Source organism: Streptomyces natalensis ATCC 27448, from assembly GCF_000935125.1.
Classification (GTDB): Bacteria; Actinomycetota; Actinomycetes; order Streptomycetales; family Streptomycetaceae; genus Streptomyces; species Streptomyces natalensis.
Map to the genome: position 1 here is coordinate 471945 of NZ_JRKI01000029.1, position 21104 is coordinate 493048.

16 protein-coding genes are annotated in these 21104 nt (G+C 69.6%); 8 read left to right on the top strand and 8 right to left on the bottom strand.

Going from position 1 to position 21104, the window contains the following annotated elements; genetic code table 11:
- Positions 1 to 24: 24 nt before the first annotated feature.
- From SNA_RS21600 to SNA_RS21610, 3 genes are read right to left on the bottom strand one after another with little or no spacing between them, the layout of a single operon-like run.
- Complete coding sequence (locus tag SNA_RS21600) at positions 25 to 1026, bottom strand: aldo/keto reductase (RefSeq protein ID WP_030065329.1); 1002 nt, start codon at positions 1024 to 1026, stop codon at positions 25 to 27.
- Entirely contained in the window at positions 1023 to 2267 is a 1245-nt protein-coding gene (locus tag SNA_RS21605; protein WP_051877215.1) for an MAB_1171c family putative transporter, read from the bottom strand. The genes SNA_RS21600 and SNA_RS21605 overlap by 4 nt, the downstream gene beginning before the upstream one ends.
- Before the next feature lie 42 nt (positions 2268 to 2309).
- Complete coding sequence (locus SNA_RS21610) at positions 2310 to 2882, bottom strand: ImmA/IrrE family metallo-endopeptidase (RefSeq protein WP_037789149.1); 573 nt, start codon at positions 2880 to 2882, stop codon at positions 2310 to 2312.
- Between the two features lie 618 nt (positions 2883 to 3500).
- Here SNA_RS21610 and SNA_RS21615 point away from each other — a divergent pair.
- The 3 genes from SNA_RS21615 (at position 3501) to SNA_RS21625 (ending at position 9682) form a co-directional block, all read left to right on the top strand.
- Positions 3501 to 5636 (top strand): SpoIIE family protein phosphatase, encoded by a 2136-nt coding sequence (locus SNA_RS21615; RefSeq protein WP_078970083.1) that lies wholly within the window; start codon positions 3501 to 3503, stop codon positions 5634 to 5636.
- Between the two features lie 153 nt (positions 5637 to 5789).
- A complete protein-coding gene (locus SNA_RS21620) occupies positions 5790 to 8474 on the top strand; it encodes a SpoIIE family protein phosphatase (protein WP_044366265.1) in 2685 nt (894 codons plus the stop codon).
- Between the two features lie 65 nt (positions 8475 to 8539).
- Positions 8540 to 9682, top strand: a complete 1143-nt coding sequence (locus SNA_RS21625; RefSeq protein ID WP_030065317.1) for an ABC transporter substrate-binding protein — start codon at positions 8540 to 8542, stop codon at positions 9680 to 9682.
- A gap of 22 nt (positions 9683 to 9704) precedes the next feature.
- On the opposite strand, the gene SNA_RS21630 is transcribed toward SNA_RS21625, so the two are convergent.
- Complete coding sequence (locus tag SNA_RS21630) at positions 9705 to 11567, bottom strand: glycoside hydrolase family 35 protein (RefSeq protein WP_030065315.1); 1863 nt, start codon at positions 11565 to 11567, stop codon at positions 9705 to 9707.
- Between the two features lie 646 nt (positions 11568 to 12213).
- On the opposite strand from SNA_RS21630, the gene SNA_RS21635 reads away from it, so the two are divergent.
- The 4 genes from SNA_RS21635 (at position 12214) to SNA_RS21650 (ending at position 16131) form a co-directional block, all read left to right on the top strand.
- Complete coding sequence (locus SNA_RS21635) at positions 12214 to 13023, top strand: papain-like cysteine protease family protein (protein ID WP_241779772.1); 810 nt, start codon at positions 12214 to 12216, stop codon at positions 13021 to 13023.
- A gap of 11 nt (positions 13024 to 13034) precedes the next feature.
- Entirely contained in the window at positions 13035 to 13904 is an 870-nt protein-coding gene (locus tag SNA_RS21640; RefSeq protein ID WP_030065311.1) for a hypothetical protein, read from the top strand.
- A gap of 169 nt (positions 13905 to 14073) precedes the next feature.
- Positions 14074 to 15300, top strand: a complete 1227-nt coding sequence (locus tag SNA_RS21645; protein ID WP_030065309.1) for an alpha/beta hydrolase family protein — start codon at positions 14074 to 14076, stop codon at positions 15298 to 15300.
- A gap of 135 nt (positions 15301 to 15435) precedes the next feature.
- Complete coding sequence (locus SNA_RS21650; RefSeq protein ID WP_044366269.1) at positions 15436 to 16131, top strand: helix-turn-helix transcriptional regulator; 696 nt, start codon at positions 15436 to 15438, stop codon at positions 16129 to 16131.
- A gap of 18 nt (positions 16132 to 16149) precedes the next feature.
- On the opposite strand, the gene SNA_RS21655 is transcribed toward SNA_RS21650, so the two are convergent.
- Entirely contained in the window at positions 16150 to 16557 is a 408-nt protein-coding gene (locus tag SNA_RS21655; protein WP_030065307.1) for a VOC family protein, read from the bottom strand.
- A gap of 138 nt (positions 16558 to 16695) precedes the next feature.
- Positions 16696 to 17574: a YwqG family protein gene (locus tag SNA_RS21660; protein WP_030065306.1), complete on the bottom strand. Its 879-nt coding sequence runs from the start codon at positions 17572 to 17574 to the stop codon at positions 16696 to 16698.
- 443 nt (positions 17575 to 18017) lie between these two features.
- Between SNA_RS21660 and SNA_RS21665 the strand changes: the two genes are divergently transcribed.
- Entirely contained in the window at positions 18018 to 18707 is a 690-nt protein-coding gene (locus SNA_RS21665) for a hypothetical protein (protein ID WP_030065304.1), read from the top strand.
- 36 nt (positions 18708 to 18743) lie between these two features.
- Here the strand turns inward: SNA_RS21665 and SNA_RS21670 are convergent, their stop codons facing one another.
- A complete protein-coding gene (locus tag SNA_RS21670) occupies positions 18744 to 19253 on the bottom strand; it encodes a hypothetical protein (protein WP_044366634.1) in 510 nt (169 codons plus the stop codon).
- 547 nt (positions 19254 to 19800) lie between these two features.
- Positions 19801 to 20931 carry an NADH:flavin oxidoreductase gene (locus tag SNA_RS21675; RefSeq protein ID WP_044366271.1) on the bottom strand — a complete coding sequence of 377 codons (1131 nt, stop codon included), beginning with the start codon at positions 20929 to 20931 and terminating at the stop codon, positions 19801 to 19803.
- Between the last annotated feature and the right edge of the window lie 173 nt (positions 20932 to 21104).

Genomic DNA, 21104 nt, shown 5'->3' on the forward strand with positions numbered 1-21104 from the left:
CCCGGAGGAGCCCGGTGGATCCGATCAGTGCCCCAGCCTCTCCAGGGCCGTTTCCGGGTAGCGCTCGCCCGCCACGGCTTCCTCGGGTACGGCCCGGCGCAGCAGATCGCGGTCGGCCTCGGTCAGAGCCAGTGACACGGCAGCGGCGTTCTCCTCCAGGTAGCGGCGGCGCTTGGTACCGGGGATGGGCACGATGTCCTCGCCCTGAGCCAGCAGCCAGGCCAGCGCGGCCTGGGCGGGCGAGCAGCCGATCCGCTCGGCGACATCCCGTACAGCCTCGACCAGCCCCAGGTTGCGCTGGATGTTCTCGTCGGCGAACCGGGGCCAGCGCCGGCGGTTGTCCTGCGCGGCCAGGTCGTCGCGGGAGGAGAGGGCACCGGTGAGCATGCCGCGCCCGAGCGGGGAGTAGGCGACGACGGCGATACCCAGTTCCCGGCAGGTGGCGAGCAGTTCGCCCTCCACCACGCTGCGGGTGAACAGGGAGTACTCCACCTGGACCGCGCTGACCGGGTGGACGGCATGGGCCTTGCGCAGCGTCGCGGGGCTGACCTCACTCAGTCCGATGTGGCGTACCAGCCCGGCGTCCACCAGCTCGGACAGGGCACCGACCGTCTCCTCGACGGGCGTGGCGGGGTCGCGGCGATGTGCGTAGTAGAGGTCGATGTGCTCGATGCCCAAGCGGCGCAGGGATGCCCGGCAGGCGAGGTGCACATATGCGGCGGAGGTGTCGACGTCGCCGACCCGGCCCGTGGTCGCGTCATGACGGAGCCCGAACTTCGTCGCCACCACCATCCGGTCCCGCTCGTGAGCGCGACGCCGCAGCCAGCGGCCGACCAACTCCTCGTTGCCACCCTGCCCGTAGGCATCGGCGGTGTCCAGGAGGGTGATGCCCATCTCCAGGGCACGGTCCAGAGTGTGCTGGGACTCCTCCTCGTCCGGAACGCCGTAGGCGATCGACATTCCCATGCAGCCCAGGCCGATCGCCGACACCTCGGGGCCGTCATCGCCCAGCTTGCGGTACTTCATCGAGCGTTCCTCTCTGTGGACCGGCCACTGGACCGATCAGTGGAGCGATCAGTGGACCGAACAGCGGTGTACGCGCGGGCGACATGCAGCAGCCACGCGACTTCTTCCGTGTAGCTCCCGCCCTTGGCGGACTCGGGACCGGGCTCCCCGGACGTCCGGACCGGCGCATGGTCGTCATGCCGTGCCCGCAGAGCCGACACCAGCGATCTGGCCTGCACCATGGCGTGCAGCCGGTCGCCCGACAGACCCGCGTCCTCGGCCGACTTCCGAGCGCCGGCGGCCACGGCCGGGGCCATGTACGGGCGCAGCGCGAGCAGACCGTCCTGGATCTCGATGACCATGCGGTAGAGGCGGTAGCTGATGTCGCCGGGCAGGAAGCGGGCAAGGCGGACGGCATGGTGCGGGTCGAGCGCGATGTCCGGCACGGCCGCGTACACGGCCCTCCACAGCGGATGCAGCCGCTGATAGATGACGAAGTTGCGGACCAGCCGGCGCCACTCCGAGACACCCGGTCCCCAGGACGGCATGGTGAGACCTGCCACCAGAAAGAAGATACCGATCCCGTTGGCCACCGGCGTCAACAGTTCCCAGTCCAGCGGGTCCAGTCCGCTCTGCACCGCGATCAGCGAGAGCAGGCGGTTGAGACAGTAGACGAGGCACGCGCTCGCGCCGATCGCCGTGCTGTACAGGCCCCTTCGCAGCCACTGCCGTCCGGCCACTCTCCCGTAGCGGCGGCACAGCCGGATGATCTCGATCATTCCGGCACCGAACGCGCTGACGTAGAGCAGCAGGTAGGCGGCGACCAGCGGGCGGTGCGCGTTCTCCAGCAGATAGTGCGCGCTGCGCTGTTGTGCACCCGTTCCTGCCACCGCCCACAGGACGATCATGGCGACTGCGCACAGGGCGGCGATGAGCAGCCGGACGAGAGCGCGCCGCCGGGCGGCCTCGGGCGGGTAGACCCAGTGGACGATGGCCGTGAGGAAGGCGGCGCTGGACGCGACGCCACCGAGGAGATGGATGCCCAGCGCCCCGATATCGGCCACCCCGAGGCGAGCGTCCACCGCCTGTGAGACGGAGGGCGTGGAGAGCAGGAAGGAGATCCCCTTGCAGGCGAACGCGAGGAGCAGCGCGAGCAGTGCCGGATCGCTTCTCTGATGACGCAGGTCGCGCAGTTTGTAGAGCAGCGCAAGTGCGCAGAGGACGGCGCACGCGGGGAAGACGACGGCCTTCACGGCGGTCACCAGACCTCCTGGCGGCCCGTGGGACGCTGCTGCGCCGAGCACCTACCGGGCATGGGGCCCCGGGCCCGGTTTGAGCGAGCTCTCGATCCGCGCGACCGTCTCGGCATCGGCGGACGGAACGCTCCACACCGACTCCACCGGAGGACGGGTAACGCGTTCGAGAATGAGGGAGGCCACGGTCTCCGCCTCCTGCTCCTCCGCGGTGGAGTAGCTGGTGCGCCCCAGCATCTCCCGTACTCGCCGTGGATCCAGATTCGGCATCAGATCGCGCATCGTCACCGTGTCGAATCCGGTGGAGTCGCAGTGGTTGCACAGCATGTGCGCGAGCTCATGGGCGATGATGTGGTCCTGGTGCAGACGGCTGGTGTCCGCCTCGACCACGATGACGTCGAAGGTGTCCGTCGCCAGCCACATACCGCAGGGAGTCTTCGCGCCCAGGGGAAGCGGTACGAGCTGGATCGGACGGCCTCTGTCCGTGCTGAGTTGTTCCATCAGCGTGGCGATGCCGCATCCGTCGGACAGGTCCAGGCGTGCCAGTACCGCCTCCGAGGCCCGTCGCAGCTGCTTGAGTTCCTTCTTGCGGGGCTGTTTGTCAGCCCTGGAGGTCGAGGCCACGGCCTGTGCCTGCTCCTTCCCCTCCGTTGGTCTCTTCGTCTCGCCCGATGAAGACACGCCCGGAGGAGCCATGGCGTGCCGCACAGGGCACCCGAGCACAGTAGCGCCTCTCCTAGGGGGAGGCAGTTGCCGGGATGCGCGTCAGTCGGCCACTCCCCGGTGAATTCGCGGCCACACAGCGGTGGTTGGCCCGCCGGGTACGCGGGCGTGGGGCGAACGGGTCGGTACGCGTGCAGGCGCACAAGGTGCCCGGCTGCGACAAGTGCAGCCCGCCTCCGGGCAGTTCGTCAGTGGACGATGCGGACCACGTTCCGGTCCGCTGCGTGGATCTTGCGCGACCGCTCCGGCGGAGCCGCCGTCGCCCGCCAGGGCGCGCCGCGCAGGGACGCGAGGCGCTCGGCCGGGATCCACACCCGATCGTTACGTGGAGTGATGCTCCGACACGGACCGTATCGATCCCTCGCTCGGGACAGGGCCCGGCAGGGTGTCCCGTCGGCTGGTCCTGGGGGACCATGGAAGCCGAAGCACTCCACGGAGAGGGCAGGTCGGACAACATCGCAGGCCGCAGACCGGAGTGAGCGGGCGCCTACGTGGTCCGTCGACGGGAAGGAGGCCCTGGTGAGCGCAGCCGAGGGGCCTCCGGCCGGTCCCGGTGAGCCTGCGGCCGGTCCCGGCGAGCCGACGGGCGGCCCCGGTGAGCTGCCGGGCGGGCCGCCGCAGCCGAGCGGGCTTCTGGACCTCCTCGGTGTCGCCGCGGTGCTGCTGGATGCCGAGGGGCGGATCGTGTTGTGGAGTCCCCAGGCCGAGGACCTGTACGGCTACACGGCCGCGGAGGCGCTGGGGCAGTACGCCGGGACACTGCTCGTCGGCGAAGAGCACTGGGATCTGGTGCTCGCGACGTTCGCCGAGGTCATGGAGACCGGCAAGAGCTGGGGCGGCACGTTCCCGGTCCGGCACAAGGACGGCACCGCGCGGCCGGTCGAACTGCGCAGCATGCGGCTGCTGGACGACCGGGGCGATTTCTACGCCCTCGGTCTCGCCACCGACGCCTCGACGCTGCGCGGGGTGGAGCGGGATGTCGCGCTCTCGACCCGGCTGATTTCCCAGTCCCCGATCGGGCTGGCGATGCTCGACACCGAACTGCGGTACGTGGCCGTCAATCCCGCTCTGGAGCGGATGCACGGCATTCCCGCGAAGGATCACCTGGGCCGCCACTACCGCGAGATCATGACCGCCGCGAAGTTCGAGGTGCCCGAGGCGGCGATGCGGCAGGTCCTGGAGACCGGGGTCCCGATGGTCGACCAGTCCACGATCGTCGGCCGCAGCCCCGCCGACCTGGACCAGAACCACATTCACGCCTGGTCGATCTCGCTGTACCGGCTGGAGGACCCCCAGGGGCGTGTGCTCGGAGTGGCCGATCTGGTGGTGGACGTCACCGACCGCTATCAGGCCGCCATGGAGGCGGCCGAGGCCCGGCAGCGGCTGGCCCTCATCGCGGACGGCTCCGCCCGGATCGGCACCACCCTGGAGGTGGACCAGACCGCCCATGAGCTGGCCGAGGTCACCGTCCCCGAGATCGCGGACGTGGCCACGGTCGATCTGCTCGACTCCGTACTGAACGAGCACCGCCCGGCCAGCAGCAGCGGTCCTGCGGTCTTCCGCGCCCTCGCGGTCGAGGCCGCCTACCCCACCGAAGCCGTCGAGGCCGTCGATCCTCCCGGCCAGATCGCCGCCTTCGACGCCGGCCGCCTGGCCACCGAATGTGTCCGCACGGGCCGCCCGATCCTGATCTCGCACGCCGGCGACGAGGACCTGGCACGGATGGCCCGCGACGAACGCGCCGCCACGCTGCTCGCCCGCGCGGGGGTGCACTCCCACATGCTGGTTCCGCTCACCGCCCGCGGCCAGATCCTCGGCTTCCTGGGCCTCAGCCGCGCCCGCAACCCGCTGCCCTTCACCGAGGACGACCTCGCCCTGGCCGCCGAGCTGGCCTCCCGTGCCGCCGTGTGCATCGACAACGCCCGCTCGCACCAGAGCGTGCGCAACGCCGCCGTGACGCTGCAACGCAGCCTGCTCCCCGACCACCCGCCCCATCTTCCCGGCCTCCAGATCGCCTCCCGGTACCGGCCCGCACAGGCCACCTACGAGATCGGCGGCGACTGGTACGACGTCCTCCCCCTCGACGGCGACAAGACCGCGCTCGTCGTCGGCGACGTCATGGGCAGCGGCATCGACGCGGCCGCCGCCATGGGCCGTCTGCGCACCGCCACCAGAGCCTTCGCCGACCTCGACCTCGCCCCCGACCAGGTCCTCCACCACCTCGACAAGATCACCTCACGGCTGGAGCACTACATCGCCACCTGCCTCTACGTCACCTACGACCCCCGCCGCGCCGAATGCCATATCGCCAACGCCGGCCACCTGCCCCCCGCCCTCGTACGCAGCGGCAAGCACCCCGAACTCCTCCAGCTGCCCACCGGCACCCCGCTCGGAGTCGGCGGCGCGCCCTTCGAGACCACCACCTTCGGCATCGGCCCCGGCGACCAACTGGTGCTGTACACCGACGGCCTGGTCGAAACCCGCCACCACCCCATCGACGAACGCCTCGAAACGCTCCGCCGACTGCTCGACACGCCCGACAGCACGCTGGAAGCAACCTGCGACCGGCTCCTGCGCGAACTCCGGCGCCCCGAGGACCCGGACGACGTCGCCCTGCTCATCGCCCGCACGCAACCCCTCGCGTCCTGCGCCTGACAGACGTCATCCCTTCCCGGACCGCGTCCGCCGGATGCCGGATGCCGGATGCCGGATGGATTCCGCGTGGCGCCGCGACGGAATTCCGGTGCCCGACCCGCAGCCGGCGGCACGCCTTGCCCGCACCTGGGCGCCGCAGGATAAAAATGAACCATGACCGGACATTCGGGGCGTTTCCGGCGTTGGCTGAGCCGCACACGGCCCTCGTCGGCCACGCGCAGCGTCGCCCGGGAAGTCTTCCTCCTCCAGCTGGTGCTCGTGGTGCTGCTCGTCGCGGCGGCGGTGGTGGCCATCGTCGTCCAGAGCCGACGGGACACCATGACCGATGCCCGGCACCGCACCCTCGCCGCCGCCGAGTCCTTCGCCCACTCCTGGGGGCTCCAGAAGGCGCTGAACAGCAACGATCCGACCGCGAAGCTCCAGCCGCTCGCCGAGGCGGCCCGGAGGGCCTCCGGCGTCGACGCCCTCATCGTGTACAAGCTCGACGGGATCACCCTCACCCACAGTGACCCGCGGCAGATCGGCAAGCACGTCATCGGCCCTTATGCCGACGCCGCCCGGGGCAAACCCTTCACCAGGACCTTCCAGGGTGCCCTCGGCCTCTCCGTGATCTCCGCGGCCCCCGTCAAGGACTCCTCGGGCAGGGTCATCGCCATCGTCTCCGCACCGGTCACGGTGGAGAAGGTGCAGAAGTCGGTCAACCAGCAGCTGCCCATCTTCCTGGGCACCGCGGTCGTGGCCCTGGCACTCGCCGGAGGCGGTGCGGGGCTGGTGAGCCGTCGGCTGAGCCGGCAGACCCACGGTCTGGGACCGGCCGAGATGACCCGGATGTACGAGCATCACGATGCGGTCCTGCACGCGGTGCGCGAGGGCGTCCTCATCGTCGGCCGCGACGGCCGGCTGCTGCTGGCCAATGACGAGGCGCGGCGGCTCCTGGACCTGCCGACGGACGCGGAGGGGCGCCAGGTCGGCGACCTGGGGCTGGACCACCGCACCGCCGAACTCCTGGCGTCGGACCGGATCGCCACCGACGAGGTGCACCTGGCCCAGGACCGGCTGCTGGCCCTCAACAAGCGTTCCACCAGCCCCTACGGAGCCCACCAGGGAAGCGTGGTGACCCTGCGCGACACCACCGAGCTGAGGTGGCTGTCCGGGCGCGCCGAGATGGCGCGGGAGCGGTTGCGGCTCCTCTACGACGCCGGGGTACGGATCGGCTCCACGCTGAATGTCGAGCGCACCGCCGAGGACCTGGCGCAGGTGGCGGTCCCCGGGTTCGCCGACATCGTCACCGTCGAGCTGCTGGACCCGGTCCTGAAGGGCGAGGAGCCGGCCGTGGCGGGTACGGAGATGCGCCGGACGGCCATCGCCGGTCTGGCGGCGGACCATCCGCTCCACCCCGTCGGCGAGCTGATGGGCTTCGCCCCGGGCGCCGCGGCGGCGGGGGGTGTGGACCAGGGCCGCTCCCGGGTGGAGCCGGACCTGGCCGGCACTGCCGACTGGCGGTCCCAGGACCCGGAGCGCGCCCGGCGCATCCTGGACCACGGGGTGCATTCCCTGGCGGTCGTACCCCTGCGCGCCCGGGGCGTGGTGCTGGGGCGGGTGGAGTTCTGGCGGTACGGAAGTTCCCCTCCGTTCGACGAAGAGGACCTGTCCTTCGCCGAGGAACTGGCGGGGAGGGCCGCGGTGGGCATCGACAACGCCCGGCGCTACACCCGGGAACGCACGATGGCGATGACGCTCCAGCGCAGCCTGATGCCCCGTGGCCTGCCCGACCAGGATGCCCTGGAGGTGGCGCACCGCTATCTTCCCGCCCAGGCGGGAGTGGGCGGGGACTGGTTCGACGTCATCCCGCTGCCCGGCGCCCGGGTGGCGCTGGTCATCGGCGATGTGGTCGGACACGGCCTGCACGCGGCGGCGACGATGGGCCGGCTGCGCATCGCCGTGCACAACTTCTCGGCGCTGGACCTCTCCCCCGACGAGCTGCTGCGCCACTTGGATGAGCTGGTGACCCACATCGACGTCCAGGACGAGGACGCCGCGGAGGCCACGGCGATCACCGGCGCCACCTGTCTGTACGTCGTGTACGACTCCGTCTCCGGGCAGGTCACCGCGGCCACCGCCGGCCATCTGCCGCCGGCCGTGGCCCACCCCGACGGGAGGGTGGAGTTCCTGCACCCGCCGGTCTCCCCTCCGCTGGGTCTGGGCACCGGCCTGCCCTTCGAGACCGCCGAGCTGACGCTGCCGGAGGGCTCCCGGCTGGTGCTCTACACCGACGGGCTGGTCGAGAGCCGCAGCCGCGACCTGGACGCGGGCCTGGAAGCACTGGGTGCGGCCCTCGCCGGACCGGACAGTGCGCCGGAGGACACCTGCGCCACCGTCATGCAGGCGCTGCTGCCCGCCAGGTCCGCCGACGACGTCGCGCTGCTGGTGGCCCGGACCCGGCGGCTGGACCCGGCACACGTCGCCGAGTGGGATGTCCCCCGCGACCCGGAGGCAGTGGGCACGGTCCGCAAGAACTGCGCCCGGCAGTTGGCGGACTGGGGGTTGCAGGACGTCGCCTTCGGCACCGAGCTCATCCTCAGCGAACTGGTCACCAACGCCATTCGCTACGGCGCCGAGCCCATCCACGTGCGGCTCCTGCACACCCGCACCCTGATCTGTGAGGTCTCCGACGGCAGCAGCACCTCCCCGCACATCCGCCAGGCGAAGGACACCGACGAAGAAGGCCGCGGCCTCTTCCTCGTCGCACAGTTCGCCGAGCAATGGGGCACCCGCTACTCCTCCAGGGGCAAGACGATCTGGGCGGCTCAGGCGGTCGGCCCCGACGACCAGTCCTAGGCGTACGCTGGTTTGGACCATTGCCGCAGAGAGCAGCGTCGGGCTGTGGCCGTGCTGGAGGCGTCGTGGCGACACATCATCGGGTCCGCGCAGGCGCTGTCCTCTGCTGTCTCGGCCTTGCGGTGCTCGGTCTCGGTGCCTGCCAGGAAGGAAGCACCACTCGGCCGGTCGAGCCCTCCCGGGCCGGGTCCGCCGCGGAAGCGGGCGGGACAACGGCACTGGTCAAGGCCGCGAAGCGCGAGGGCAGGCTCAATACGGTCGCGCTGCCGCGCCAGTGGGCCACCTACGGCCGGCTGATCGACGGCTTCGAGAGGAAGTACGACATCAAGGTCGTCGTCGACAATCCGTACGGCCACAGCGAGCAGGAGATCGACGCGGTGAAGCGCCACCGTGGCCAGAAGCGCGCCCCCGATGTGCTCGACCTCGGGGATTCCTTCGCCCAGTCCGCGGCGCGGCAGAACCTGCTGGCCCCCTACCGGGTCGCGCAGTTCGACCAGATCCCGCCGGAGCAGAAGGATCCCCAGGCCCGCTGGTACAACAACTACGGCGGCTACGTCTCCATCGGCTGCGACGCCGCCCGCGTCCACACCTGCCCCGAGTCCTTCGCGGATCTGCTCCAACCGGCGTACAAGGGCCTGGTCGCGATCCACGGCGAACCCACGATCGCGGGCTCGGCCTTCGCCGCCGTGTACGCGGCGGCGCTCGCCAACGGGGGGACCTTCGACAACATCCAGCCGGGCATCGACTTCTTCGCCCGGCTCGACAAGATGGGCAACTACAACCGGGCCGACCCCAATCCGGTCGCGATCGCCAAGGGCAGGACACCGGTCAGCATCGAATGGGACTACCTGAACCTTCAGCACATCGACCAGCTCCGCGGGACGGGCGTGCGCTGGAAGGTCTCCATTCCGTTCGACGGCAGCTTTTCGCAGTACTACGCACAGGCGATCAACAAGGATGCGCCCCACCCGGCCGCGGCGCGCCTGTGGGAGGAGTACCTGTTCAGTCCGGAAGGCCAGAACCTGCGCCTGGTGGACTACGCCCGCCCGGTCCTGATGGCCGCCATGACGAAGAACGGCACCCTCAACCAGGCCCTGGCCGCACGGCTGCCGACGGTCGAGGGCACACCGCAGTTCCCGACCGAGGCCCAGCTGAACAAGGCGCTGCGGACCGTCCAGGAGAACTGGGCCAAGGACGTCGGCGGCTGAACCGCCTTCGCCGACCCATCGGTCAGCCCTGACCGACATCGGGCGCGGACCGCACTTCGATCCGGTCCCCCGCCCGCTCCATCTCCAGCACGACGAGTTCGTTGCGTCCCCTCCGCCACAGATGGCTCGGCGCGTACAGGGTGACCTGCGGCCCGAGGGACCAGTACCGGCCGAGCGCGAACCCGTTGAGCCAGACCATGCCCTTGTCCCAGCCAGGGAAGGCGAGGAAGCCGTCCGCGGGGGTGTCGACATGGACCCGGGCCCGGTGGAAGGCGGGGCCGGCCGGGGTGTCCGTGCTGCCGAATTTCAGCGCCGAGAGGTCGTCCAGGGGCAGTCGGCGGATATCCCAGTCGCGCAGTTCCTCGCCGTCGAGGAGTACCTGGCCGCTGATTCCCTTGGGGTCGTTGAGGCCCTGGCCGAAATTGACCCGCCCGGTGGGGTCCACCAGGACGTCGAGGGTGCTGGACGCGCCGGCCACGGTGAAGTCGACGGAGTGGTGCGGCTGGTTGCGGTCGAAGGTGCCGATCCGCTTGCCGTCGCCGAACACCAGCGCGCGGTCGCCCAGCCCGGTGATCCTCAGGCCCTTGGTCCCCTGCGGCCCGCGCACCCGGGTGCGGTAGTGGATCAGTCCGTGCGGCTGTCCGAGGGCCTCCATATGGACGGGGGTGGTACGCCGCACCGGAGTGCCGCTCAGCGCGTCGAGGGCATCCCTCAGCGGCACCGATTCGCGGACGGTGATCTGCTGGGCCGGCATCCGGCGTGGTGTGGCCGGCAGGGAAGTGTTCGGCAGCTGGGTGTACTTGGCAAGCACCTTGCGCACCGCATGGAATTTCTCGGTGAGTTCGCCGGATTCGCTGATCGGGGAGTTGTAGTCGTAGCTGGTGACGGTGGGCTGGTAGGCGCCGCTGCCGCTCAGATTGGCACCCGCGTACCAGCCGAAGTTCGTACCGCCCACCGCCATATAGAAGTTGATGGACGCCCCTGCTTCGAGGATCTTCTCCACGTCGGCGGCGGTCTGAGCCGGATCGGTCGTGTGGTGGTGCTCTCCCCAGTGGTCGAACCAGCCGTCCCAGAACTCCGTGCAGAAGACGGGCTTGTCCGGCTGGAATGTGCGCAGTTCGGCGAAGGGGCCGGTGGGGTCCCCGTCGAAGTTCACGGTGGAGAGGAGGTCGGGAAGGCTGCCGTCCTTCAACGCTTGCTGGGTGGCTCCGTTGGAGCAGAACAGCAGGCTGTCGATGCCCTGCGCCCGCATGGTGTCCCGCAGATGTGCCAGGTACGCGTGGTCGTGGCCGTAACTGCCGTATTCGTTCTCGACCTGCATGGCGATGACGGGCCCGCCGCGGGTGGCCTGCAAGTCGACGAATCGGGGCAGCAGTTCGGCGAACCAGGCATCTACGGCTCGCTCGTACCTGGGGTCGGAACGGCGCAGCGGCGCGTCCTTGTCCTTGAGGAGCCAGGCGGGCAGGCCGCCGAAGTCCCACTCCGCGCAGATGTAGGGTCCCGGTCGCACGATCACCTTCAGCCCGACCTCGTCCGCGGTGCGGACGAATGCGGCGACGTCGCGCCATCCGGTGAAGTCGGCCTTCCTCTCGTACGGTTGGTGGAAGTTCCAGGCGACATAGGTCTCCACGGTGTTCAGGCCCATGGCCCGCATCCGCAGCAACCGGTCGCGCCAGTCCTTGGGGTGCGTCCTGAAGTAGTGGAAGGCCCCCGAGAGGATCCGGAACGGCTTGCCGTCCAGGAGGAATTCCTTCCCGCGGATGGTCAGTCCCCTCGGGCTTTCGGCCTGGGCGAGGGTCGCCCGGCCGCCGCCCAGGACCACGCCCGCGGACGCGGCGCCCACCGTGGCTGCGCTCAGAAATCTCCGTCGGCTGAACTGCGTCATGTCTGCTCTCCTCGGCTCGACCGGTCGGCGCCCAAAGCTCGAACATGTTCAGTAGTGCGCGTTTCTGTGCAGTGAGAGTGTTGTGGAGAACAGCAACGAACACAAGAGCTCGTGGCGCCAGTCGGTGAACCAGGTGAGGGAAGGGTGTTCTGACCCCGGGGCACATGTGACTGTCCGTGCCGGGCCGCCGCACTCAATGCGACGTCACGAATTACGCAAACACGCCCAGGCTCAAGCAATTTGATGGGCCGTCGACGGCTTGGGCAACGCATACCGCCCTATGTTTTTCCCCGAACTCTTCGGTAACTAAAGTCGAGTTGACTGTGCGTCATTTGAAGAGCCCGTGAAGATGCTGTACTAATTCCCCTGCGCATTCCAAGCGTGGCGACCAGGGGGACATCACTGATGTTCAGCGGTGTTCACCAGTGCTCGCTGCCGTTCGCGGTGCGCAGACAGAAGGCATGCGCGACGGAATTGAGGCGTAACACAGCGCGCATGCCAAATCACTACCGACAGGTAGGTCCGAACGGCTTTTTGTGAAAGCGCCCATCGGACACCCCGCATGGACTTCGTACCTTCCCCCACATCTCGAAAGAGTCCGTATATGCGTCTTCCCCGCGTCAAAACTCTGTGGAGAACGTTAACGGTGATCGCGTTCATCGCGGTCACCGCCGGGTTCCTGCTCAGCGGCGGCACCGCCCGAGCCGGTTCCGTAACCGGCACCGTGACCGGCGGTCAGGGCAACTACCGCAGCGTCAACGAAAGATCGTCGTCCAACCTCTCCGCTCACGTCGTCGGTCAGGCCACGGTCGGCAGCAAGGTCTCGATGACCTGCCGCGTCCAGGGCGACGCCGTGGAGAACGACCCCCGATGGATCTGGTCGGACTCCGGTTCCTTCTACATAGCCAACGCGTTCCTCAAAGGAAACACCGACAACCTGCCGACCTGCCCGTCCCGGCACACCAAGTCCAGTCGGCGCGTGGCCCTCACCATCGACATGCAGAAGCAGGTACAGGACGAGTGGTGCTGGGATGCCAGCGGCCTGACCATCGCCAAGTACTGGGGCTACAACCAGTACAACCAGCAGGACTTCTGCCGGCTTGCCGCCCAGAACAGCAACCTCAGCTGCGACAACCAGCCCGCCACGCTGGACGACCTGGCCAACGGACTGGGCAACGTCGGCCTGAGCAACACCGGATACGACCTCGACCGCAATGCCTCGTTCTCGGAGGTCGGCAAGGAGATCGACGGCAAACGTCCCTTCGCCGTCCGTATCGGATGGAATTCCGGCGGGGGCCATATGAACGTCATCTACGGCTACGACCCCTCGTCGCAGATGGTCGCGGTCGGCGATCCCTGGCAGTCGACGCAGACCTACACCTGGTGGAACTACAACGACTACGTCAACAACTCTTCGTTCCAGTGGACCCATTCCCGCATCGGGATACACAAGTGAGGCGGGCGGCAATGCGCGGCAAGACCCTTTCTCTGCAACGAAGTGCTCGTCGTCTCTCGCTTTCCCTCGGTGCGGCGGCGGCCCTGCTCTCCACGGCTTTCTGCGGCCAGGCCCAGGCGGCCGACAGCCCGAATGCCATCCCCCATTACCAGGGCGCACGGCAGGTGCTCCAGACCGCGCAAGTGCACAACGCCGTCTCCCGATTCCTCAGCGTGACGGCGAACGCCGGCGCCGACGGCGGCACGAGTGCGGCGGCGCCGATGGCGCACGGAGCCCGTAACGACCAGCAGGCGGTCAGCCTGAACGATCCGGTCGCGCTGTACGAACTCTCACCCGCGTTCGTCACCGGGAAGGCGAAGCCCACCACGGACAACGTGGCGCGCCTGTCATATCTGGCCTCCCGGGCGAACGACGCCAACGGGCACAAGGCCACGGTCCTGCTCGCCTCCACGGCCAAAGGCGGTGGCAGTTGGCATCTGACGGGCGTGCGCGACGGCGACAGGGAAGTCACCTACGGCCAGCAGACCACGGGCCGCGCAAAGGTCTTCACCGAGCCGCAGATCCACGCCTGGTACCGCCTGAAGAACAACATCGTGGAACCACTCAACCGGGAAGCGGCCTCCGGGCTGCGCGGCAAGCGGACGGTGACGCTCGCCGCGTACCAGAAGCTGGTACACAGCCGCTACGCGGACAAACTGCCGGGGTCCGCGTACGACCGCAAAGGACTCGCCGGCGGCTTCCGTCTGGCTTCCGCATCCACGCCGCCACGTCCGTCCTCGGCTCCCCTGCAACTCGGTGCCTCGGGATTGGTGGCGGTGGCGTTCGCCGGCGGCTTCATCGCGGTTCGGCGCCGCAATCGCAGGCGGTCACAGGCGAGTTGACCCGGCCTGACGGGCCACTGCCAGACCATTGACGGGCCACTGACGAGGCGCACTGACCCGGCCCCTCGTACGCATCCCCCATCGACGACGCCCGCCCGCGCCGCGGCGCTCACCGCCACCGGTGTGCGCCGCGGCCCGCAACCGATCCTGGACGAAGGTATCTGACCAGATGAAACACGCACGAAGGCGTCACAGCCGGCTACGCGCCCGGGTCGCCGGCACCACCGGAACACTGGCCGTCGTCCTGGGTGCCGGAGTCGCTCCGGCCGTCGCCGCCGGTAAGACCCCCGGTGCGCCCATCACCGCGGCGGCGGCCTTGAATGAGGCGCCGCAAGCCCCGGGCCAGCTGACTCTCCCCGCCCCGACCGGGCGCTATCGCGTCGGAACGGTCGACCTCCACCTGCGCGACTCGAAACGCATGGATCCGTGGGTGCCCGGACAGCAGCGCGAGTTGATGGTCTCGCTGTGGTACCCGGCCACGCACACTTCCCGCTATCCCGCCGCGCTCCTCCCCAACAGCCAGCAGGCCCTGCCGGGCGGGGTGACCCTGCCCACCACTGCCGGACACACCGGCGCCCCGGTCGAACACCGGGCCGGCAAGCTGCCGGTGCTGCTGTACTCACCCGGCGGGCGCGGGAACCGGGCGACCGGCACCGCACTGGTTCAGGACCTGGCCAGCCGCGGCTACCTGGTCGTCACCATCGACCACACCCACGACACCGGCGATGTGGTGTTCCCTGACGGGCGACATGAGGGGAGCATGCTGCCGCCAGGCACCAAATCGCGCGACTTGATCGACGTCCGGGCGGCGGACGCCCGCTTCGTCAACGACCAGCTGGCCGAGATCGCCCGCGGCCACAACCCGGATGTGGAACACAAGCCGCTCCCCCACGGGCTGACCCAGGCCGTGAGCACGAAACACATCGGGATGTTCGGCGCTTCCCTCGGCGGAGGGTCGGTGGCCGCTGCCATGCACGCGGACCCCAGGATCGACGCCGGCGCGAACCTGGACGGCCAGCTCTTCGGCTCGTCGGAATACCAGCGGCTCGACCGCCCCTACATGCTGTTCAGTTCCGAGCACCACAACCGCAACACCGACGGGAGCTGGGCGCGGCTCTGGGACCACCTGCACGGAGAGCGGCTCGACCTGAAGCTACGCGGCTCCGGGCACAACTCCTTCGTCGACAACCAGGTCCTTTTCCCCCAGGCACCGGGTGCATTCGGGCTGGCCCCGCCCCAACTGGAGCAGATACTCGGCACGATCGACCCCAACCGCTCCATCGAAGTCCAGCGCACGTACCTCGCCGCCTTCTTCGACAAACATCTGCACCATCAGCACAGCCACCTGCTCGACGGCCCCTCGCGCCATTACCCAGAGGTCGACTTCGTACGCTGAACCGACCGAACGTCTCCGTCGACCACTGCACACGCCCCACCTCGTCCGCCCCCGCCGACTCCCTTCCCCGCCGACTCCCTTCCCCGCCGTCCCCGTTGATACTGGAGCGTGTACCAGGAATGGGATTCATCGGCGGTGCCAGGGGCAGTGGTGTGGACGCAGTCGCGGGACACGGACGCCGGCGCGGACATCCGCGTGCTCCCGGACGGCTGCATGGACCTGATCTGGACCGGGCGCCGGCTGCTGGTCGCGGGCCCTGACACGGCGGCGCACATGGTTCCGGTGCGGGCCGGTGACGCCTATTCGGGGGTGCGGTTCGCTCCGGGTACGGGGCCGTGTGTGCTTGGCATTGCTGCACATGAGCTGCGTGATCGCCGCGTGCCGTTGGACGAGCTGTGGCCGCAGCGACAGGAACGCGAAGTGGCCGAGCGGATCTGGGGCGCGGCGGACCGCACGGCCGCGCTGGAAGCGGTGGCGGCGGGCGCTGTGGCGTCGTCGGCGCGGCGCGGGCGAACGCGGCGGGACCGAGTACCGGAGGCGGTGCTGTGGGGAGTGCGGCACAGGCTGACGGTGCGGGAGCTAGCGCGCGAACTCACGCTGAGCGAGCGGCAGTTGCATCGTCGCTGTCTGGAGGCGTTCGGCTACGGGCCGAAGACGCTCGACCGGGTCCTACGGCTGGCCCGGGCCCTCGACCGGGCCCGAGCCGGGCTGCCGTTCGCGCAGGTCGCGTCGCTTGCCGGGTATGCCGACCAAGCGCATCTCGCACGGGAGGTGCGGGCGCTGGCCGGCGTCCCGCTGGGGCGGCTGCTGGCGGACGAATCAGCCGGATAGGGCCTGTCCGACCCTGACCTATCGGACAGGCCCTAGCTCGGCGAACAGGTCCACGGCATTGCCGTCGGGGTCATGAAGGACGGCATAGCGCATGCCCCAGGCAGCGTTCCAGGGTGCTTTGTGGCCCGCATGGCCCGCGGCGACGATCGTTGCGTACGTCGCGTCGACCTCGGCGGGGTCGGCACATGCGAAGGCGAGCGCGGTGCGGTGGCCGCCTACGGGCGGCGTCCAGTCGGGGTCGAAGGACCGGACGGTCTCGACGGTGTCCCAGGCGAGGCGGAGCCCGCCGGGCAGGGTGACTTCTCCATGGGGTGCGCCGTCCGCCTCCAAGGGCACGTCCAGTCCGAGCCGACGGTAGAACGCGAGCGAGGCTGCCATGTCGGAGACAACGAGGCCGATCAGGTCGATCCGGGGTAGAGGAGTCATGAGCGCCACGTTAGAGCCGGGGCGCATGGCGGTCTTGAACGAATCGGACGCGGCGAGGACTGCCGCTGACCGCACCTCCGCGCCGACCATGAGCCGGACCCTGGCCCGGCTGCTACGGGCGTTCGGCGACGATTCCCCTCAGCCGCACTGCCAGGTGAACATCGCGCGGTCGAAGCGGCGCTCGGCCAGGTCTTCGGGGCGTATGAGCCAGTAGAGGACGCCGCAGTCGCCCCACATCATGTCGGCGTCGTCATCCGTGTCGAACTGGGCGAGCAGCAGCCAGCGGAGAGCCTCCTCCTTGATGCGGGGGTCATCCCACGGGGGACTGCCCAGGGCGCCGCGGGCGACCTCGGTCTCCACATCGTCCTGCACCGGGTTCGCGTGGCCGCCGATACGGTGCTCCGTGCCCTCGAAGTGGTCCCACAGCGCCTCCTGGAACTCCTCGCCCCACAACGGGTGGTCGTCGGGCAACTGCGCGAACTCCCGGAGCACCACCGGGTGCCAGAGGTACGGTGCCGTCATCTCCACCCGGGCCGTCAGCGGCACCTCGGGGTACGGTCGAATCCCCTCCGGCGCCGCCCGCGAGGCGACGGGGACGCCTGCCGGTATGTACAGCACGCGCGCTCCCGCCCAGCTGTCGGGCTCACCGGGGTCGACCACCGCACAGCCGTCGTCCAGTTGCCCGTCGAAAGAGAAGAAGGCCAGCGTGCCGTCTTCCGGCAAGGCCATGTCGAGGGCGGAGGTGGGGAGCAGGGCGCAGTCGAGTGAAGCGACGAAGGCAAGCGGGCCGTTGCCCTCCCATACGGGCCACCCCTCGTCCTCCGGCAGCTCCGGCAGACCGCCGAGCCGGCCGACGACCGCTTCCGTACCCGCTTCCGTACCCGTATCCGTACCCTTCTCCAGGCGCACGCTCGGCCGCAGGAGGGCGATCCACCGCTCGGCGATCTCGGCGGGCAGGTGATCACGGGAGAGCGTATGCAGCGCGTCGGTAGTGCTATCCGTAGTGCTCTGTGTCATGGGAACGATGATGCAGGAGCCCACTGACAACGTGGCCGTCCGTGCTGCCCTGCCGGCCGACAGCGCAGTCCACGGTGGCCGCGTGCACTACAGCCCTTCTGATAGATCTCCGTGGGAGAAGGAGCGGCGTCCGGTGCGTGCTCTCGGCGTGCCGCGCGGAAGTCCTCGTAGCGGCGCTACTTGGGCTTTCGTGCGGTGCGGCGAGAGGGAGTGCCGGGCGTCGCGACGCCGCGGAGATCCATCAGAACGGCCCTAGCCTGGTCGTCCGTGACAGAGACCCTTTCGGCAGCTGGCGGCGGACGCTGAGAGCCGGTTGCCCAGGCAGGCACAGAGGCCCGACCGGGGCGCCACCCCGCGCACGGACTGCGCGCGCACGGGGTGACGATCCGGCCGTGCTTCCGGCGGGCTGGCTGCCCGGCACCGCCGTGGGGTATTCCTCTCCCATGCCGATATCCGCACGCCGGGCCGCGGTGGCGGCCCTCACCGTCGTGGCCACCGCCCTCGCCGGATGCTCCTCCGTCCGGACCCACCCCGACGCGAAGGGCAGCTCCGCACACACCGGAGCGCCGGCCCCCTCCTCGACCTCCTCTCCGTCCGCCTCCGGTCCGGGCGGTTCGATACCCGCCGGCCCCGGTCCCCAGCCCGCCTACACCGTCCAGCCGCAGCCGTCCCCCGGCTCCTGTCACGTCCGTCACACCGCCGGCAAGCAGCCACTGCCCGACCCGAAGTGCACCCCCGGGGCGACGAATCCCAAGGTCACGGCGGCGACGCTGAAGACGACGATCTGCCGCAGCGGCTACACCAAGGGCATCCGGCCGCCGGTGAACATCACCAGCCGCGAGAAGAAGGCCAACGCCGCCTCGTACGGCTATACCGGCCCCCTGCACGACGCCGAGTACGACCACCTCATCAGCCTCCAGCTGGGCGGCGACCCCAACGACCCGCGCAACCTCTGGGTCGAGCCGCCGTCCCCGGGACACCGCCCCGGCGCCGGGCCCAACAACCCCAAGGACGTGGTGGAGAACCGCCTCAAGGCCGCGATCTGCTCAGGCAAGACCGAGCTGGCCAAGACCCAAGAGGCCATCGCACACGACTGGACGACCGCGGAATCGGTACTCGGCCTCAAGCAGTAGCCCGGTCGGCGTGAAACCCAGGTTCAGCGCTGTGCTTCAGGTCGGTGCATCCGTGGGATCGGTGGAAACACGAGGATGCCGAACGAGCCGAAGGGCTTCGGCCCTGACGTCGGCGTCGAGCTGTGCCGGTGTTCTGTCGCCGTATGCGAGCGTGTCGTACGCGTCGTCCAGTTCGGCGAGCCGTTCCGCCAGGGGCAGCTCGTGCCCGAAGTGCTGGTGGACACGGAAGGCCAGCTCACGTGGGGACAGCTCGCCGGCCAGCATCCGAGCGGCAAGTGCTCGTGCGGCGGCTCCCCGTCCGGCAACTCCGTCGAAGGGGTAGAAGGTGAGGCCCAATTCGAGGAGTGCTGGGGGAAGGAGCTCGGGGACGTCGTACATCGCCTCCGCTCGTGTGCACGCCGCCAAGGTCCGCAGAGCTGGACTGTCGAGGCCGTCGACGAGTGCGTCACAGGCACCCGTAACGATGTCGGTGGCGCTGATCTCGCCAATGCTCCAAAGGGCGGCGCGGTCCTGAAGCTCGCGGGCTGCTGATGCGGTCGACGGCATGTGTCCATGGTCTCGCGGGGTTGAGCAGGTCGAGCGGGTTTCCCTGCGGTACCTGCCCGGCCGCCTCTTCCGGGCTGACATCACGGAGTGGATCGTGTGATCCACATCGGTGAAACTGAGCACCATGACAAAGGATCAGACAGCGTGCGATCGGGCTCCGGCGCGGACAACTGGCGACGCGGCGGGGCGCGTTCACTGCCTGCCGGCGAGCCTGTGCGGAATCGACAAGAGGGCACCGGTGAGAACCGGTGCCCTCCGTCATACGAGCCTGCTACGGCTGCGGCCTAGCGTCTGTCCGATGGGTCAGGGTCGGAAAGGCCGCGGCGTCTGGTGCACTCCGCTTCGCTCCGTCTCGGCTCTTCATGGATTCCTCGGAAGCCGAGCTGCATCGCAAGGCGCCGGAGCGTCTCGATAGCGGAGCTATTGGGATGTTTCGGCAACGCCGCGTGGGGGCACCTCCCAGCGTTAGCTGGGGGAGTGCCGTGCCAGACGCCGCGAGGTGCCGTGCCAGGCGCCGCGGGCCCGGCCAGGACCCATCGGACAGGCCCTAGCCCAGCGTCTTCAGCGCCGCAGCGTCGTACGGCGTCAGCTCCTCGACGCGGCCTCCCAGGACCTTTGCCGCCCACTGCGGGTCCTGGAGCAGGGCGCGGCCGACGGCGACGAGGTCGAACTCGTCGCGCTCCAGGCGGTCCAGGAGGTTGTCGATGCCCTGGACCGGGGCGCCCTCGCCCGCGAAGGCGCGGAGGAAGTCGCCGTCGAGGCCGACCGAGCCGACGGTGATGGTGGGCCTGCCGGTGAGCTTCTTGGTCCAGCCCGCCAGGTTCAGGTCCGAGTCGTCGAACTCCGGGAGCCAGTAGCGGCGGGTGGAGGCGTGGAAGGCATCGACGCCGGCCGCGGCGAGCGGGTTCAGGATCGCCTCCAGCTCCTCCGGGGTCTCGGCGAGCCTCGCGTCGTACGCCTCCTGCTTCCACTGCGAGTAGCGGAAGATCACCGGGAAGTCCGGCGAGACGGTCGCGCGCACCGCGGCCACGATCTCGGCCGCGAACTTCGTACGGGCCACGGGGTCGCCGCCGTAGGCGTCGGTACGGCGGTTCGTGCCCGCCCACAGGAACTGGTCGAGGAGGTAGCCGTGGGCGCCGTGCAGTTCGACGCCGTCGAAGCCGATGCGCTCGGCGGCCGCGGCGGCCTCGGCGAAGGCGCCTATGACGTCGTCCAGGTCGCGCTGGGTCATCGCCTTGCCGGCGTTCTCGGTGCCGTCGACGCGGATGCCGGAGGGACCGACGGCGGGGGCGTCGGCGTAGGGCGGCTCGCCCTGCTTGCGCACCATGCCGATGTGCCACAGCTGCGGCACGATCGTGCCGCCCGCCGCGTGCACGTCCTCGGCGACCTTCGCCCACCCGGCCAGCTGCTCCTCACCATGGAAGCGGGGGACGCGGTCGCTCTGCCCGGCGGACTCGTGGCCGACGTATGTGCCCTCGGTGACGATCAGTCCGACGCCCGCGGCGGCGCGACGGGCGTAGTACGACCGCACGTCCTCACCGGGTATGCCGCCCGGGGAGAACATGCGCGTCATCGGCGCCATGGCGATGCGGTTGGGAACGGTCAGGCCGTTCAGCGCGACGGGCCGGGAGAGGATCTCGGCCGCGCGGGACGCGGCGGAGGATGCCGTGGCGGTCATGGAGGTGCTCCTTGTCAGCATCAGTAGGTATCGGAGTAGGTGCCGGTGCCGGCGTCGGTGCCAGTGGCGGTACCGCTGTAGGTATCGGTGTAGGTATGTGTGACGTGCATGGGAGGCATCGGGTGCATCGGGTGCATGGAGGGCCAACCGTCCTGGCGGGCGCGGCATTCCGC